Origin of the sequence: Mycobacterium sp. ITM-2016-00317 (assembly GCF_002968295.1) — a bacterium.
In the GTDB taxonomy this organism is placed as follows: domain Bacteria; phylum Actinomycetota; class Actinomycetes; order Mycobacteriales; family Mycobacteriaceae; genus Mycobacterium.
Genome location: NZ_CP134399.1, coordinates 5,583,942 through 5,601,284, shown reverse-complemented (window position 1 = coordinate 5,601,284; position 17,343 = coordinate 5,583,942). Strand labels below are relative to the sequence as shown.

At 70.4% G+C, this 17,343-nt stretch carries 7 protein-coding genes and 2 pseudogenes; 5 read left to right on the top strand and 4 right to left on the bottom strand.

The window, feature by feature from the left end; genetic code table 11:
• Positions 1 to 87 precede the first annotated feature (87 nt).
• From C6A87_RS29240 to C6A87_RS26845, 5 genes and pseudogenes are all read left to right on the top strand, one after another.
• Positions 88 to 1,184, top strand: a pseudogene (locus tag C6A87_RS29240) (thioesterase domain-containing protein); the annotation flags it as partial.
• A complete protein-coding gene (locus C6A87_RS26860; RefSeq protein ID WP_311115011.1) occupies positions 1,181 to 2,779 on the top strand; it encodes an acyl-CoA carboxylase subunit beta in 1,599 nt (532 codons plus the stop codon). The pseudogene C6A87_RS29240 and the gene C6A87_RS26860, both read left to right, overlap by 4 nt.
• Before the next feature lie 27 nt (positions 2,780 to 2,806).
• Positions 2,807 to 3,718 (top strand): DUF4331 family protein, encoded by a 912-nt coding sequence (locus C6A87_RS26855; protein ID WP_311115010.1) that lies wholly within the window; start codon positions 2,807 to 2,809, stop codon positions 3,716 to 3,718.
• Positions 3,705 to 4,097: a hypothetical protein gene (locus C6A87_RS26850; protein ID WP_311115009.1), complete on the top strand. Its 393-nt coding sequence runs from the start codon at positions 3,705 to 3,707 to the stop codon at positions 4,095 to 4,097. The genes C6A87_RS26855 and C6A87_RS26850 overlap by 14 nt, the downstream gene beginning before the upstream one ends.
• Positions 4,098 to 4,130: 33 nt before the next feature.
• A complete protein-coding gene (locus C6A87_RS26845; protein ID WP_311115008.1) occupies positions 4,131 to 5,522 on the top strand; it encodes a serine/threonine-protein kinase in 1,392 nt (463 codons plus the stop codon).
• A 21-nt stretch (positions 5,523 to 5,543) separates the two neighbouring features.
• On the opposite strand, the pseudogene C6A87_RS26840 reads toward C6A87_RS26845, so the two are convergent.
• The 4 genes and pseudogenes from C6A87_RS26840 to C6A87_RS26825 form a co-directional block, all read right to left on the bottom strand.
• Positions 5,544 to 8,715: pseudogene (locus tag C6A87_RS26840) on the bottom strand (arabinosyltransferase domain-containing protein).
• Between the two features lie 32 nt (positions 8,716 to 8,747).
• Entirely contained in the window at positions 8,748 to 11,951 is a 3,204-nt protein-coding gene (locus C6A87_RS26835) for an arabinosyltransferase domain-containing protein (protein WP_311118097.1), read from the bottom strand.
• Positions 11,952 to 12,067: 116 nt separating this feature from the next.
• Positions 12,068 to 15,301 carry an arabinosyltransferase domain-containing protein gene (locus C6A87_RS26830; protein ID WP_311118096.1) on the bottom strand — a complete coding sequence of 1,078 codons (3,234 nt, stop codon included), beginning with the start codon at positions 15,299 to 15,301 and terminating at the stop codon, positions 12,068 to 12,070.
• Positions 15,302 to 15,341: 40 nt separating this feature from the next.
• Positions 15,342 to 17,264, bottom strand: coding sequence for a galactan 5-O-arabinofuranosyltransferase (locus C6A87_RS26825; protein WP_311118095.1), 1,923 nt, complete (start codon positions 17,262 to 17,264; stop codon positions 15,342 to 15,344).
• Positions 17,265 to 17,343: the final 79 nt, after the last annotated feature.

Below are 17,343 nucleotides of genomic sequence, written 5' to 3'. Positions count from 1 at the left end.
GCGAGCGCTCGTCAGTGTCTGATGGTTCCTCGCGCGAGCGCTCGTCAGCGGCCGGCGCGGCCGCCAAGGTCCTCACCCAAGAGGCCGTCACCGAGGCGCTGGGCGCCGACGTGCCACCCCGCGACGCGGCCGAGCGGGTCACGTTCGCCACGTGGGCGATCGTCACCGGCAAGTCGCCGGGCGGCATCTTCAACGAGCTGCCGTCCATCGCCGACGACGTGGCCGAGAAGATCGCCCAGCGGCTGTCCGAACGCGCCGAAGGCACCATCACCGCCGAGCAGGTCAAGGCCGCCCGCACGATCCAGGACCTGTCCTCGGCCGTGCGCGAGGAGATGGACTCCGGTGAGCTCGACGGGTTCGTCCGCACCCTGCGTGCCAGGCCCGAAGGGTCCACCCGCGTCCCGGTGTTCGTGTTCCACCCGGCCGGCGGCAGCACGGTCGTCTACGAGCCACTGATGAAGCGGCTGCCTGCCGACACCCCGGTGTACGGCATCGAACGGGTGGAGGGCTCGATCGAGGAGCGTGCCCGCGAGTACGTGCCGAAGCTGATGGAGATCCAGGGCAAGGGCCCCTACATCCTGGCCGGCTGGTCACTGGGCGGTGCGCTGGCCTACGCGTGCGCGGTCGGGCTCAAGAGCCAGGGTGCGGACGTGCGGTTCGTCGGCCTGATCGACACCGTGCGCGCCGGCGAGGAGGTGCCGCAGACCAAGGAGGAGATCCGCGCCCGCTGGGACCGCTACGCACTGTTCGCTCAGCGCACCTTCAACGTCGAGATCCCGGAGATCCCGTACGAGCAGCTCGAGGAACTCGACGACGAAGGTCAGGTGAAGTTCATCCTCGACGCGGTCAAGGACAGCGGCGTCGACATCCCCGGCGGCATCATCGAGCACCAGCGCACGTCCTACCTGGACAACCGCGCACTCGACACCGCGGTGATCGAGAAGTACGACGGACACGTCACGCTCTACATGGCCGACCGGTACCACGACGACGCGATCATGTTCGAGCCGCGCTATGCGACCCGCCAACCCGACGGCGGCTGGGGCGAGTTCGTCGACGACCTCGAGGTCGTGCCGATCGGGGGCGAGCACATCCAGGCGATCGACGAGCCCTACATTGCAAAGGTAGGCGCCCATATGAGCCAGGCGATCAACGCTATTCAGGCCGAGAGCGAGAGCAAGTGACTGAGGTTTCTCCCACCCCCCACCCGGCGGCATCTCCTACCCACCACCCGGCACGAACGACCGCGGAACTGCTGGCCGAACTCCGCGAGAAGCTGGAGCTGGCCAAGGAACCCGGTGGTGAGAAGGCCGTCGCGAAACGGGAGAGGAAGGGCATCCCGAGCGCGCGGGCCCGCATCCACTCGTTGCTCGATCCGGGCAGCTTCCTGGAGATCGGTGCGCTGGCCAAGACGCCCGGCGACCCCGACGCGCTGTACGGCGACGGCGTCGTCACCGGCCACGGCACCATCAACGGCCGCCCGGTCGGCGTGTTCAGCCATGACCAGACGGTGTTCCAGGGTTCGGTCGGAGAGATGTTCGGCCGCAAGGTCGCCCGGCTGATGGAGTGGGTGGCGATGGTCGGCTGCCCGATCATCGGCATCAACGACTCGGCCGGCGCCCGCATCCAGGACACCGCGACGTCGCTGGCCTGGTACGCCGAACTCGGCCGCCGCCACGAACTTCTGCGCGGGCTGGTGCCCGAGATCTCGCTGATCTTCGGCAAGTGCGCAGGCGGCGCGGTGTACTCGCCGATCCAGACCGACCTCATCGTCGCGGTGCGCGACCAGGGCTACATGTTCGTCACCGGTCCCGACGTCATCAAGGACGTCACCGGCGAGGACGTCAGCCTCGACGAGCTCGGCGGCGCCGACGCCCAGGCCCGGTACGGCAACATCCACCAGGTCGTGGAGTCCGAGGCCGCGGCGTTCCAGTACGTCCGCGACTACCTGAGTTTCCTGCCCGCCAACACCTTCGACGACGCACCCATCGTCAACCCGGGGCTGGAGCCGGAGGTGACGCCGCACGACCTCGAGCTGGACACCCTCGTGCCGGATCTCGACAACCAGGCCTACGACATGATGGAGATCCTGCTGCGGATCTTCGACGACGGCGACGTGTTCCAGGTGGGTGAGCAGTCCGGTCCGGCGATCATCACCGCGTTCGCGCGGATCGACGGCCGCCCGGTGGGCGTGATCGCCAACCAGCCCATGTACATGTCCGGCGCGATCGACAACGAGGCCTCCGACAAGGCGGCAAGGTTCGTCCGCTTCTGCGACTCGTTCAACACGCCGCTGGTGTTCGTGGTCGACACGCCCGGGTTCATGCCCGGTGTGGAGCAGGAGAAGGGCGGCATCATCAAGCGTGGTGGCCGCTTCCTCAACGCGGTCGTCGAGGCCGATATCCCGAAGGTCACCATCACCATTCGCAAGTCCTACGGCGGCGCGTACGCGGTGATGGGATCCAAGCAGCTGACGTCGGACTTCAACTTCGCCTGGCCGACCGCCCGCATCGCGGTGATCGGCGCCGAAGGTGCTGCTCAGCTGCTGGTCAAGCGGTTCCCCGATCCGACCGCACCCGAGGTGCAGAAGATCCGTGCCGACTTCATCGAGGGCTACAACACCAGCCTGGCCACACCGTGGATCGCGGCCGAGCGCGGCTTCATCGACGGGGTGATCGAACCCCACGAAACCAGGCTGTTGCTGCGCAAGTGCATGCATCTGCTGCGCGACAAGCAGATCAACCGCGTGCAGCGCAAACATGGCCTGACTCCGATCTAGACCGGCGGGTGCGGTTGGATGGAGGCTGTGTCGACTGACTTCACCGGGCTGAGGAGGGGCGCGCCACTGGGCGATCCCCGGCTGGACCTGTGCGACCTGTATGTGTTCCCGTCGCCGAGGGATCCCGAGCGCACCGTGCTGATCCTGACCGCGAACCCGGAAGCGGGCCCACTGCATCCCGATGCGGTGTACCGCATCGGGATCGACAACGACGGAGATCTGCGCACCGACATCGCGTTCAACTTCGTCTTCTCCGAACCGCGCTTCGACGGCGACCGCCCGCGACAGCTCGTCGACGTCCGACTGGCGCTGCAGGCCGATGCGCGGGTGGAGGCCGCATGCGGGTCGGAGATCTTCGGCAACGTCGATGTGTCGTTCGACGAGCCGCACATCTGGCGTTCGCGTGGCGGCGGGTTCGTGTTCTTCGCCGGCGCCCGAGGTGACGCGTTCTTCGCCGACTCGAACGTGATCGCGATGGCCGTGGAGCTGCCCACCGCCTATCTGGGCGCGGACCCCGACGTGCGGGTCTGGGCGCGCTGCAGCGTGCTCGGTGAGGACGGCTGGGTGCACGCCGACCGCGTCGGGCACCCGTGGGTGAGCGGATTCTTCTCCACGGACGAGGATCTCGCCGAGTACAGCGCAGGCGAGCCCAACGGCGACCGAGCCCGCTGGATGGGCCAACTGATCGAATTGATGGCCGACACCGGCGGATACAGCCGGGAGGAGGCCGTCGACGCGATCGAGGCCGAGGGGACGCTGCCCGACGTGCTGACCTACAAGCCGACCGGCCCGGCCCGATATCCGAACGGGCGCAGGCTGACCGACGACGTCGCCGACTACCGGTCGAAGTTCCTCACCAAGGGGCAGAAGGGCTTCACCGGAATGACCGCCCCGACCGACCTGCTTCCCGACTTCCCATACCTCGGTGCCCCCCGCTGACCCGAAGGACGAGGGCGTCGGCGCCCCGTCGTCCCTGCTGATCTCCGCCTACCGCACGTGCGAGACGTTGCCTCTGGTGGGCGGGTTGTTCACCCGGGGCAAGCGGGAGGCGCAGGCGGTGCTGTCGGTGGTGGTCGCCGCGGTGGTCGAGGAACTCGACCTCGACGAACTGGTCCGGGAGCGGGTCACGGCCGAGGCGGTCGATGCGATCATCGGCCGGATCGATCTGATCGCGCTGACCAACAAGGTGATCGACGGCGTGGACTTGCGCGCGATCATCCGGGAATCGACCGCCATCCCGACGGTGGACCCGGAAGCAGTGGCCGGGCTCGTGGACCGGATGCGCGGCCGCCGGCAGCGTTTCCGTGATCGTTCCTGACGCCGCAGGTCGATTCAGCATAGGATTCCGCGCATGCCGCTAAGCGCCGGCGAGGTGATCTCGGGGTACACGGTCGCGCGGCTGTTGGGTGCCGGCGGTATGGGCGAGGTGTATCTGGCTGCGCACCCCCGGCTGCCGCGCTACGACGCGCTGAAGGTGTTGTCGGCGTCGGTATGTGCCGACAGCGAGTACCGGGAGCGCTTCCACCGCGAGGCCGACATCGCCGCGACGCTGTGGCATCCGCACATCGTGCAGGTGCACGACCGCGGCGAGTTCGAAGGCCGGCTGTGGATCTCGATGGACCACGTCGAGGGCACCGACGCCGCCGCGCTGCAGGCCGAACGGTATCCCCACGGCATGCCGCCGGATCTGGTGATCCGGATCGTCACCGCGGTCGGCGAGGCCCTCGACTACGCCCACCAGCGCGGCCTGCTGCACCGCGACGTGAAGCCCGCCAACATCCTGATCGCCGATCCGGAGACCGACAACGAGCGCATCCTGCTCGCCGACTTCGGGATCGCGCGCAGGGTCGGTGAGGTCAGCACGCTGACCGGGACCAACATGACCGTCGGGACGGTGGCCTACTCGGCGCCCGAACAGTTGACCGCCGACGAACGCATCGACGGCCGGGCCGATCAGTACGCGCTGGCGGCCACGGCCTTTCAGCTGCTGACCGGCCAACCGCCGTTCCGGCACACCAATCCCGCAATCGTGATCAGCAGGCATCTGACTGCGCAGCCGCCGTCGATCTCGGTGCAACGTCCCGAACTGTCCTCGCTCGGAGGCGCTTTCGAGAAGGCGCTGGCCAAGTCGCCGGCCGACCGGTTCGACCGGTGCGTCGACTTCGCCCGTGCGCTGGCCGCGCGCCACGCGGCGGTCCAGCCCGGCGTGGCGCTCGACCCGGACGCGACGATGTATGCCGCCGCGCAGGCCGGGCCGCGGCACGCCAGATCCGTTGCCGCACCGACGTCACGGCGGCGCCTGGCGATGGCGGGGGTGGGCGTGGTGCTGGTCGGTCTCGCCGCCGCCGCGGCGGTGGTGCTGGCCCAGCACGAACGCGACGAAGGACGCCGCCAGGCGGGTGCGACGACGTCGGCCGCGGTGCCGCAGACCGGCGCCGGTGCCGTCGCGCTGCCGGTGATCGTGGTCGGCGCGGACTGCGCGACGCTGGGCGCCGCGGGCGTCACCGAGACCGGCGATCCGGCCTACTGCGCGCGTCTGGCGTCCTCGGGCGCCGCGCTGTGGTCGCTGTACCCGGGTGAGATCCCGCATCCCAGCGCCACTTCCGCGCCCGGAGCGCCCACGCAGGACGCCGGCACCCCGGTGCTGGTGTGCATGCAGCAGACCGGGCAGAGCCAGGTCGACTGCCACAACGACATCCTCCAGGAGAACGCCGACCCCGCCGCCAACGACGGCCAGAGCTAGCCCGTCATCCCGTGATCCGGGTCAGGGCTGGAAGCGCATCGATCCCGGTGACCACAGCCCGGAGTGGGTCGTCTCGCCCAGATCGAGGGTGGCGGGCTCGGCGTCGACGATGGTGTCGAAGCGGCGCAGTGAGCCCCAGTCCTGGCCCCAGTCCTTGGACAGGTAGGTCGACATCACCGAGGCCCGCAGCAGCAGGTCGGTGATGCCGAGCAGGCCGCCGTTGAGGCCGTCCTGCCAGGTGTCGGTGCTCTGCAGCTTCGCGAAGTAGTCCGGTGAGATGCGGAACTTGGGGATCTCGGTGACGCCGTTGGCGTGCAGCATGGGCTGCTGGCACGGGAACGCCAGCCCGACCGCCCAGTCCATCAGCACGGGCTGCTGGGAGCCGATGTACTCCTGGACCGAACGCACCTCGGGAACCCGCGGCGGGGTCACCGCGACCCAATCGCCCTGCCCCAGGGACAGATCCTCGGCGACCACCCGCACGGCGACGGCGTCATCGGGGATCTGGGCGCGCGGGTAGCGCAGGTTGCGCCACGACGGGGTCGGCCCGATGTCGTAGGGGCTGACGCGTCCGGCGGGCACCGGCGCGCCGTCGGGTCCGCGGGTGGCGTACTCCAGTTCGACGGTCTGACCGGGGGTGAACGCGTTCGCGACGCTGGTGCCCTCGATCGTGCCTGCGGCGGTGACCACCACCAGCGGGTGCGCGTCGTCGGGGGCAGGCAGTGCGTACCACGCCGAATTGAGGCGGCTCTCCTGTTGCGGCCCGGTCGAATACGAGCCGGCGACCGGCACCCGGGCCGGGTCCAGGCCGTAGGGCAGCGGCACCCGGGAGCCGTTGACACCCGGCCGGGACAGCTGGATCGGCCGGTTCCAGTCGTAGTCGGTGCCGGGCTGCGGATTGTTCAGCCTGATCGCCTCGGCGATGATCCGGTCCGGCACACCGTCGGGGGAGAAGCCGGTCGGATCGGTGCCGCCCAGCGGGCCCAGCGCGCCGTACGACGGCTGGCCGGGCGCAGTCGGAAGTGGTTGCAGGAAACCGTCGTTCGAATCCGGTTCGACGAGCACGTCGTCGGCCAGCCCGCAGCCCCCGGCGAGGGCGCGGATGTTGGCCCAGCCGTTGGAGTACGTCGGGTACTGGCGCACCACGCCGACCGTCAGGGAGGCCACCATGAACACGACCATCAGGCCGGCGGCGACCGGGATCGGCGCGGCGGTCAGCACGTTGACCACCTTCGAATCCCGTTTGTCGTTCAGGTGCAGCCGGAAGGCCCACAGCGCGGCGATGCCGAACAGCACGAAGAACACCGTGCTGAGGCTCACGCCGCCCAGCTGCGGTACCGAGGTGTTGTACGGCACACCGAAATTCGAGACGTACCACCACCCGTTGGTGGACGCGAAGCACAGCGCCAGGATGAACAGCACACCGGCCAGGAACGCCATCCGGTTGCGGGCCGAGCGCAGCACCACAGGCGACACCAGCACCGTGGCCAGCGCCGCCATCGCGCCACCCACCGCGGCGAACAGGCCGAAGTGGTGGATCCACTTGGTGGGGGTGAACATCAGGAAGAAGATCGTGGCGAAGATGACGCCCATCAGCCGCCAGGCCGGACCGCGCGCCACCCCGGGAACCCGCTTGCGCCGCAACATGATGAACAGCGACGAGAACAGGCACAGCGCGGTGAACAGGAACGCCACCCGGCGCGCGATCGCCGCGTCGACGGTCGGCAGGACCAGGTAGTAGTACCGCAGGTTCTCGGTGTACCACTCCTGGCTGGGGCCGATCGCGGTGCGGACCTTGGTGGCCTCCATCACCGTGGCCAGGGTCTGATCGGCGAACACCACTGCCAGCACCACGGTGCCCGCGGCCAGCAGCGGTGCCAGCAGCGGCCACAAGCCGACCGTCTGGCGCCTGCGCATCAGGATCCGCAGGATCGGGCGACCGCCGGCGACCAGCGCGGCGACCGCGATCAGGCCGGTGGGCTGGATGCCGAGGGTGAACGCGGCGGTGGTGATGGCCAGCGCGGCCGGGGTGAGCCGGCCCGACGTGATGGCCCGTTCGATCAGCACGTAGGTGATCAGCGCGCCGGTGGCGATCTGGCCCTCGGGGCGCAGACCGTTGTTGAACGGCATCCATGCGGCCAGCAGCACCAGACCGGCGGCCCACAGCGCGGGCCGGCGCGGACACGGCGGGCCCGAGGCGGGGCAGCACCTCCCGGGAGAGCAGCAGCCAGCAGATCAGCGAGCAGATCAGGTCCGGCAGCCGCATCCAGATGCTGGCGGTGCTGACCTGAGTCATCAGCGCCAACAGGTTGTAGTACCAGCCGAACGGATCCTCCGGGCTGCCGAACCAGCGGAAGTAGTTCGACATGTAGCCGGCATGGTCGGCCACCCGCGCCATCTGCAGGATGTAGCCGTCATCGGAGGAGTTCGCACCGATCACGTACCAGATCGCGAACAAGCCGACGATGACGGCGTCGACCGCGGTGACCGTGCGCCAGCGGGTCGGGATCAACCGGTGCATGCGCCGGCCGTCGAGCCGGTCCAGCCGCCACAGCGCCAGCAGCGCGATCACCGTGCAGGCGACGGCGAGCAGGATCGCGGTCAGCTTCAGCGCGGTCGGATGCGTGGTGAACCGGGTGTCGATGACTGCCGAGACCGACAGGCCCGGCGGGGCCGGTCCGGTCAGGTCGGTGAACACGCCGACGATCGCGGGCCGCAGGTTGGGGTCCGGGTAGCCGGTGCGCTGCGGCTGACCGGCGTCCTCGCCGGACACCTGGGTCAGGCCGACGAAGTCGGCGTACGTGCCGTCCAGGTTGGAGGTGATCTCGATGCGGGAACAGCCGGGCGCCCCGCCGGTGCCGGCGGCCCGGTCCCGGTCCACGCTGGCGACCACGACGTTTCGCACGATCACGTCGACCCGGTCCTCGGTGACGTTGACCAGCATCGCGTTCAGCGCGGCGTCACGACCTTCGGCGGGCGCGGTGCCGAACAACAGACCGCCGTCGGCGGGCATGTCCCGGATCATCTCGCACGGCACGGTCGCGGTCATGCTCACCGGCGCCTGCGAGATCAACGGGGCGGTGACGTTGGCGAGCTGACCGTTCTGCGGCCAGTTGAGCGTCGCGGTGGTCTGGGTGACCGGCAGCAGCGGCACCGACACGGCCAGCACGAAGCCGAGCAGACCCGCGATCATCGCCACCCAGCGGGCGATCTTCACATCGTCTCTCACGGCAGTGCCCTGATCGGTCCGCCCCTGCTCCAGCCGAACACTCGCGTCGACCCCTCCTCGATCTCGGCGTCAGGCGCCTCGTCGGATGGCACCACCCGCAGGTAGCGCTCCAGGGACCCCCAGTCGCGGTACCAGTCGCCACGCAGGTAGGTCGGGATGGACTCGGTGCGCAGCAGCGCCTGGATGAACAGGAAGGGTCCGCCGTCCTGGGCGGCCTGCCACTGATTGGACGACACCACGATCTGCTTGAAGTTCGGCATGATCCGGTACTGGGGCAGCTCGGCGATCCCGAGACGCTCGGCGAACGGCCGCTGGCATGGGAAGTGGGACGCGGTGGCGATGTCCATCAGCACCGGCGTCTCCCGGCCCAGGAAGCCCTGCGCGGTCTGCAGCACCGGGACCCGGGGCGGGGTGAACGCGAACCACTGGTCCTCGGACAGGTTCGGGTCGTCGGCGACGATGCGGGCCACGTTGGCCTCCGGCGGCGCCCACTCCAGCGGGAACCGCAGATTGCGCCAGGCCTTCTGCTGGAAGATGTCGATCGGCTGCACCTCGCCGAGCGCCTGGTAGGAGCCGTCGGGCCGGTGCACGCCCCACTGCAGCTTGAGCGACTGCCCGTAGTTGAACGAGCCGTCCTCGTTGTAGTACCAGATCGCACCCGCCGCGGCGACGGTGACCAGCGGCCGGTCCGGGGTGCGGGGCGGCAGCTGGTACCAGGCCGAGGTGGCCTTGGCCGCGACGGTGTTCTCGTCGAAGCTGCCCATCACCGGGGTGGTGTCGGGGTCCAGGCCGAACGGCAGGAACACCCGGGATCCGTTGACGCCCTCGGGGCCGTAGCCGCCGCCGGTGCCCGCCGCGTAGCCGACGCCGATGTTCGGCTTGTCGACCGGGCCGTCGGAGTTCGGGGTGCCGGGGTTGGCGGCCACCGGTTTGGCGGGCTCCAGGGTGTCGCTGACGCCGTTGGGGGTGAACCCGACGGGGTCCTCGCCGCCCAGCGGGCCGTACTCGCCCCAGCTTTGGCCCGGCACCGGTTCGAGCATGCCCGCGTTGGTGTCGGCCTCGACCAGGACGTCGTCGGCCATCGCGCAGGACGCGTCGCCGAGCCCGGACCGCAGCGCCGCGAGGTTGGCGGCTCCGGTGGTGTAGACGGGGTAGCGGCCGACCGTGGCCTTGACCATCGAGCCGAGTTCCAGCACCACCATGATGATCGCGACCACCAGCAGCGGCGAGGACGCCAGCGCCCGGTTGCGCCCGGTGTCGGCGACCTGGGTGTGCCCGGCGTAGTCCATCCGGAAGTGCAGCCAGCCCGCGAGCAGACCACACGCGATCGCCAGGACCAGGAAGATCGTGGTGACCGGGAAGCCGACGATCACCGGCTGCTTGTCGAACCACGGGACGCCGTAATTGCCGACGTAGAACCAGCCGTTGATCCCGGAGGTGGCCCAGGCCAGCACGAACAGCAGCGCGGTCACATACAGCGCAAGGTTGCGGCGGCTGTGCAGGCCGACGCGGGCGAACGCGAACGCGCTCAGCGCGCCGAGCGCGCCGGCCAGACCGGCGAACGCCCCGAACTGCACCACCCACTTGGTGGGGGTCAGCGTCAGCAGCAGCAGACCGATCGCGGTCGAGCCGACCAGCCGCCACACGGGTCCGTTGACGGCGCCGGGCAGGCTTCCGCGGCGCAGCAGCACGACGATCAGGCCGACCACGCACAGCAGCAGGATCAGCACCGCGAAGCGTCGGGTCAGCGAGCCGTCGACGCTCTCCTCGACGGTCAGGAAGTAGTAGCGCAGGAACTCCTGGTACCAGGAGATCGTGGGGCCGACGACGTACTTGATGCGCACCGACTCGGCGACGGTGGCCAGGGTCTGGTCCCGGAACACGACGACGAACGCCAGCGACGCGGCCGCCGCCAGCGGCGACAGCTGGGCGGCCAGGCCGTCGACGGGACGGCGGGCGGAGACGATGCGGGTGACGCCGCGGGCACCGACCAGCAGCGGCGCGAGCGCGACCAGGCCCTGCGGGGCGAGCGTGACCGAGAAGACCGCGACCACGATCGCCAGCGCGTAGGGGGACAGGCGGCGGGTGGCCAGCGTGGTCTCGGTGAGCATCCACACCGCGACCACGCCGAACGCGATCAGCGGCTCGGGCCGCAGGCCGTTGTTGAACGGCAGCCACGCGGCCAGGAAAACCGCACCGGCGGTCAGCACCGCGACCCGGTTGGCCGCCACCCGGCGGCCCAGCCGCGGCAGCACACAGCGGCTGACGATCAGCCAGGTGCCGATCGCGGCGGCGGTGGCGGGCAGCCGCAGCCACACGCTGGCGGTGCTGATCGTCGCCATCTGGGCCAGCACGCTCTGGTACCAGTCGAACGGTGCCTCGGAGGCGCCGAAGTAGCGGTAGTAGTTGGTGATGTAGCCGGCTTCGCCCGCGACCCGGGCGATCGTGGTGTTGTAGCCGTCGTCGGAGGTCAACGCCCCGACCACGTGCCAGATCAGCAGACCGCCGATCACCGCGGCGTCGGTGAGCCAGGTCCACAGCCCGGCCGGCGGCCTGCGGCGGCCGCGTGCGCGCGGCACGCGTCGGCCCGCGGTGCGGTCCAGCATGACGAGCGCGACGAACGCCGCGATCACGCACAGCCCGCCGAGCACCATGACGGCGAGCTTGAGAAGCGTCGGGGTGGTGATGAACCGGGTGTCGACGTCGACGCGGGCGGTCAGCCCGGCGTCGGGGCCGACCTCGAGGTCGGTGAAGATTCCGGCGACCTGCGGCCGCTTGTCCGGCTCGAGCGTGCCCGCAGCACCGGGGATGCCGACGAAGTCGGCGCCGACCGCGCCGACGTCGGCCCAGATGCGCAGCTCGCTGCACGCTCCGGAGGCCACGTCGCCGCGCGGGGCCACCGCGGCGACGGTGTCGCGGAACGCGACGTAGACGACGTCGGCGTTGGCCCGCACGAACAGCCCGTTGCGGCCGGCGTCGATACCGCCGGCCGGGATGGTGGAGAACACCACACCGTCGTCCTCGGGCAGGGAGGCCACGGCCGCGCACGGGATGGTGACGTCCAGCTCGCGCGGGGCGCCCGAGACGAGCGGGGCGGTGACGTCACTGACGAAGCCCCGGTCGTCGACGGTCTGCGGCCACAGGATCGTCGCGGTGGACTGCTGAACGGGCAGGAGCGGAGTCAGCCCGCACAGGACCATTCCGAGCAGCCCCGCGAGGACGGCGACGAGGCGGGCGGACGGGGCAGGCACGAGGGTCGATGGTAGGCGACGTTCCTATGGCAGAGACTTCGGCGTGCCGCCGGGACGCCGACGGGTCAGCTCAGCCGCAGCGGCGCCGGGCTCCACAGCCCGCTGCGCTCGGTGCTGCCCAGATCCAGCCGGGCCGGTTCGGCGTCCGGGTAGAACGGCACCAACCGCTGCAGCGCGCCCCAGTCGCGGAACCAGTCGTTCTCCAGATACGTCGGCACCGTCACCGGGCGCGTCAGCAGCTCGGTGATGCCCAGCGGGCCGCCGCCGAGGTAGTCCATGACCGGCGAGTTGGCCTCTGCGCCGAACCGGTCGGGCAGGATCCGCCACTGCGGCACCTCGATGACGCCGTTGCGGTGCCCGAACGGGCGCTGGCACGGGAACGCCAGGCCCACCAGCCAGTCGAGCAGCACCGGGTCGCTGGAGCCGACCACCTCCTGCAGGGTGCGCAGCTCGGGGATGCGCGGCGGGGTCAGGGCGATCCAGTGCTCGGGGCTCAGGTCGTCGTCGCCGGCGACCAGCCGGATCTGGGTGGCCTCGGAGGGGATGGCCGACAGCGGGGCGCGCAGATTGCGCCAGGCCGGTGCGGCGCCGACGTCGCCGAACCCGATGCTTCCCCCGGGCTGGCCGTCCGCGCCGGCCCACTGCACCGCGACCTCGCCCGAATCGAACCGGCCGGCGGCGGCCACGACCAGCAGCGAGTCCGACCGGTCGCGTTCGCTCCAGCCGTCCGGCAGCCGGTACCACGCCGAGCGCAGCGACGCCGGCTGCTGGGTCCCGCTGCGCCAGCTGCCCAGCACCGGGGTGGTGGCCGGATCCAGGCCGAAAGGCAGCCGGGCCCGCGAGCCGTTGACGCCGGCGGCGACGGTGGTGCCGCCCTCGGTGCCGGGCTCGCTGCCGGTGTCGCTGGTGTTGTCGGTGTCGGCGAAGTTGTCGGATCCGGGCTGCTCCATCACCGGGTCGGCCGACAGGTCCGACGGCACACCGTTGGGACTGAACCCTTCCGCGGTGACCTCGCCGAGCGCGTCGCCGACCGGGACCCCGATCGGGGTGAGCATGCCGGCGTTGGTGTCCTGTTCGACCATCACGTCTTCGGCCATGCCGCAGGTCTTGCCGGTGAGCGCCTGCAGGTTGGACCGGCCCACCGTCCACGCCGGGTACTGGCCCACCATCGCGACGGTCAGTGACACCACCTCGAAGGTGACCAGCGCCCAGGTGGCGATCGCCAACGGCGCCTGGGTGATTCGCTTCCAGCGCGGCAGGGCGCCCTCCGGTGGGGGCACGTCGCGCCCGGAGAAGTGCAGCCAGGCCGCCACCAGCAGGGCCACCAGCGACAGCCCGAGCAGCATCGTGGTGAACCCGAACTTGTACTCCGGGAACGCGTTCGACCACGGCACCCCGAAATTGGAGACGTACCACCAGCCGTTGACCGTCGCGAACGACAACGCGGTCAGGAACAACACTGCGGCGGTGAAGATCGCGCGGTTGCGGGGGGAGCGCATCGCGGCCGCGGAGATCGCGACCGCGGCAAGCGCGCCGAGCGAACCGGCCAGCCCGGCGAACACCCCGAAGTGGTGGGTCCACTTGGTGGGGGTGAACATCATCGCCAGGAACGAGATCACGGTGATGCCGATGATGCGCAGGCTGGGACCGGCGGCGGTGCCAGGGATCCGGCCCTTGCGCAACGTCATCGCGACCGCCACCACCAGCGCGAGCAGCAGTGTCAGGACCGCGAACCGGCGTGCGACCGAGCCGTCGGGGCTGGTGGTGAACAACCGGGAGTAGCGGATGTGCTCGTCGAACCAGGCCAGGCTGGGGCCGACGGCGGATTTGAAGCTGCTGGCCTGCAGCTCGGAGGCCAGGGTCTGGTCCCGGAAGATCAGGAAGATCGCGACGGTGCCCGCCGCGGCGATCGGGGCCAGCAGCGCCCAGTAGCCGAACCGCGAGACATGCGCGGCGACAATGGTTTTCAGTGGGCCGATGGCAACCAGCAGCGCGCCCACCGCGGCGATGCCGGTGGGTCCGGAGAACAGGGTCAGCGCACCGATGATGATCGCCACGGCCACCGGCAGCAGCCGGCTGGTGGCCACGCCGCGCTCGACCGAGCACCAGGTCAGCAGGATGCCCAGCGCGATGATCGGCTCGGGGCGCAGGCCGTTGTTCAGCGGCAGCCAGAACGCCAGGAACAGCCCGGCGGCGGTCCAGGCCGCGGCCCGGCTGTGCTTGACCGCCGTGCCCAGGCGCGGCAGTACCTCCCGGCTGATCACCCACCAGCAGGCCAGGCCCATCAGCAGGGTCGGCAGTCGCATCCACACGCTGGCGGTGCTCACATGCGACCACAGGGCGAGCAGGTCGTAGTACCAGCCGAACGGCGCCTCGGGCGTGCCGAACCAGCGGTAGTAGTTGGCCATGTAGCCGGCGTTCTCCGAGACGCGGGCCATGGTGAGGATGTAGCCGTCGTCGGCGGTGTTCGCGCCGACGAAGTGCCACCACACCAGCACGGCGGTGACCAGCCCGTCCAGCGGCGTCATCGACCACCAGCGCGGCGGCAGGAAACGCTTGTGCCTGCGCCCGTCGGCGCGGTCCAGCACGTGCAGCGCACCCAGGGACACCACGGTCATCGCGACGCCGATGATCATCGCGAGCAGCTTCAACAGCGTCGGCGAGGTGGAGTAGCGGGTGTCGACGGTCGCGGAGAACTCCAGGCCCGGCGGGGCAGGCCCGGACAGGTCGGTGAACACGCCGACGATCTGCGGGCGGAAGTCGTAGCCGCCGCGTTCGCCGCGCAGCGGTTCCTCGGACCGGTCCGGGTCGGCGGGGTCGGGCTGGGTCTGCAGGCCGACGAACTCGCCCGTCACCTTGTCGGCGTGCGCGGTGAACCGCAGCTCCTCGCAGGCCGGGCTGAGCACCTGGTTCAGCGGGGCACTGACCACCGGCGTGTTGCGGACGATGACGAGCACGTCGTTGTTGACCCGCTCGATGAGCAGGCCGCGGTCGACGGCGTTGGGCGCCTGCTTGGGCACCGTGGACAGCAGCACGGTGCGGCCGGGCCGGTCCAGCCCCGCCGCGGCGCTGCACGGGACGGTGATCTCCAGGTCGGTGGCGACGTAGCCGATCAGTGCGGCGTCGACGCTCTGCAGCACACCGTTCTGCGGCCAGTTCAGCTGCGCGGTGGTCTGGTTGACCGGCAGCAGCGGGGTGGCGATGGCCAGCAGGGTGCCCAGCAGTCCCGCCACGATCGCGATGAGCCGCGCCGTGCGGTGATTACGGCCCGACACATCTGTCAGCTTCGTCGACGACACGTCTGTCGACTCGGCCGGTGCCGGCTGCTGGACCACGGGGCTAGATGGTAGATGGCTTGCGGATGGCCAGCACGAACGGCCCGACGGTGGACACGTCGAAACGCGGGTCGTCGAACAGCGCGTCGTCGAGGGCGACGTGGTAGCGCCGCACGTTCGGCTGGTTGGGATAGACGTCCTCGGCCAGGCGCAGCGTGTAGGTGTCGTTGGCGCCGCGGCGCATCAGGAACACCTGCGGCGGCTCCCACGGCATGCTGTCGAGCTCCTCGATGAACTGGTCGGCGTCGGTGAGCATCGACCAGCCCTCGATGGCCCCGGCGCGCTGGTCGAACTGCGCGAGCGGGTTCGCGTAGTGCGAGGTCAGCCCCTGGAAACCGTAGTAGGGGTAGTACGACAGGAAGCTGTAGTCGGCGGTCAGCACGACGGTCTCGTTGCGCGGCCGGCCCGTCACTTCCAGGATCCGGGTGTCGACCTCGCGGTAGTACTGCTCGGCGCCGGGCGGCCTGCGGTCGGCGCGCTCGCCGTACCCGTCGGTGTCGGTGTAGGCGACCACGATGTCCGGGCGCAGCACGTCGGGGATGTCCTGGCTGAAGGTCACCGCGCCGAGCGCGCCGACGGCGGTGGCGACCGCCACCAGCTTGGGCGCGTTGACCGCCCGCACCCGGCGCGCGGCGGCGCGCGTCACGTCGATGAACCCGAACGCGCCCGCCGCGGCCAGCAGGATCGTCAGGGTTGGCTGCAGCCGGAAGGACAGCAGCGTGGTGCCCAGCAGGGTGGTCAGCATGGACAGCAGCGACCACGCGTAGACCGTCAGCACGGCCAGCGCCAGCGCACCTGCAATCTGCTCTTCGCGCGAGCGCTCATCGCCAGCTATCTGCTCTTCGCGCGAGCGCTCATCGCCAGCTCGGGTGGAACTGCGCGCGTGGATCACCAGCCAGACGGTGCCGAGCAGGCACAGCGCGCCCAGCAAGGTGAACTGCAGCATCGGGAAGGACAGCTCGGCGCCGTCCTTGGGCAGGTAGTGCTGCGCGGTGCCGGACTCGGCGGGGGTGCCGCGCGCCGCGGCCAGCAGGTACGGGCCCCAGCCGATCAGCGCGATCAGCCCGGAGATCACCGCGATGGTGAGCAGCCGCAGCAGCGGGTCCCAGTGCCTGCGCGTCACGGCCAGCAGCACGGCCATCACGGTCAACGTGAACGCGGCGTAGGCCAGCAGCAGTGTGTAGAACAGCCCGGTGATGCCGAGGAACACGCCGGTGCCGACGATCGCCGCCCAGCCGCCGCTCGGCCGGGTTCCCGGTCCGCCGGCGCGTTCCCGCGCAGTCAGTCCCGACCAGGCCAGCACGAACACCGGTGGCAGCAGCACCGCGACGATGGCCGCGTAGGGCTCGGCAGGCGAGTAGGCCAGCGCCGCAGCGGCGGTCGCGGTGGACACGATCAGCGCGTATTCGAAGCGCAGCATCGCCCCCCACAGCACCAGCGCCAGCACGATCGCGATGGTGATCGAGATGATCGACCACGGTTTGAACATCTCCCAGGCCGGGGTGTCGGTCAGCGCCGCCAGCCGGCCCCCGATCCAGAACCAGCCGGGGGGATAGAACGGCGGCAGCCCGATGTAGGTCATGTCGTGCAGTGCGGCGGTGTCGGCGAACCGGGTCAGGTATTCGGTGCGGAACTGTTGGTCGACGCTGATGCCGAACAGGTAGAGGCGGGTGGCGCCCAGCGGCATCGCCAGCGTGACCACCGAGAACGCGGCCAGGAACACCAGCGCCGCGAGGCGGGCCAGGGTCTGCCGTCCCCGGCGCCACAGCATTCCGGCGGCGAACAGCCCGACCAGGCAGCCGACCTGCCCGACGGTGGTCAGCGCGTGCAGTTGGTTCGACGAGTTGTAGGCGGGCCACTCGACGCGGGCGATCGCGTACAGGCTGACGACGCCGACCGCGACGGCGATGACCGTCGCGAGGAGCATCTGGCCGAGAGTTCGCAGCGGCACGGCCAACCGGGCCGCTGCGGTGGTGTCCCGGGTCGTTTCGCTCCTGCCCACCGGA

What these genes read in the sequence shown, in the direction of transcription:
- C6A87_RS26845 (WP_311115008.1), top strand. Translation starts at nt 4,131, where the DNA reads ATGCCGCTAAGCGCCGGCGAGGTGATCTCGGGGTACACGGTCGCGCGG.
- C6A87_RS26835 (WP_311118097.1), bottom strand. Translation starts at nt 11,951, where the DNA reads ATGGTCCTGTGCGGGCTGACTCCGCTCCTGCCCGTTCAGCAGTCCACC.
- C6A87_RS26825 (WP_311118095.1), bottom strand. Translation starts at nt 17,264, where the DNA reads ATGCTCCTCGCGACGGTCATCGCCGTCGCGGTCGGCGTCGTCAGCCTG.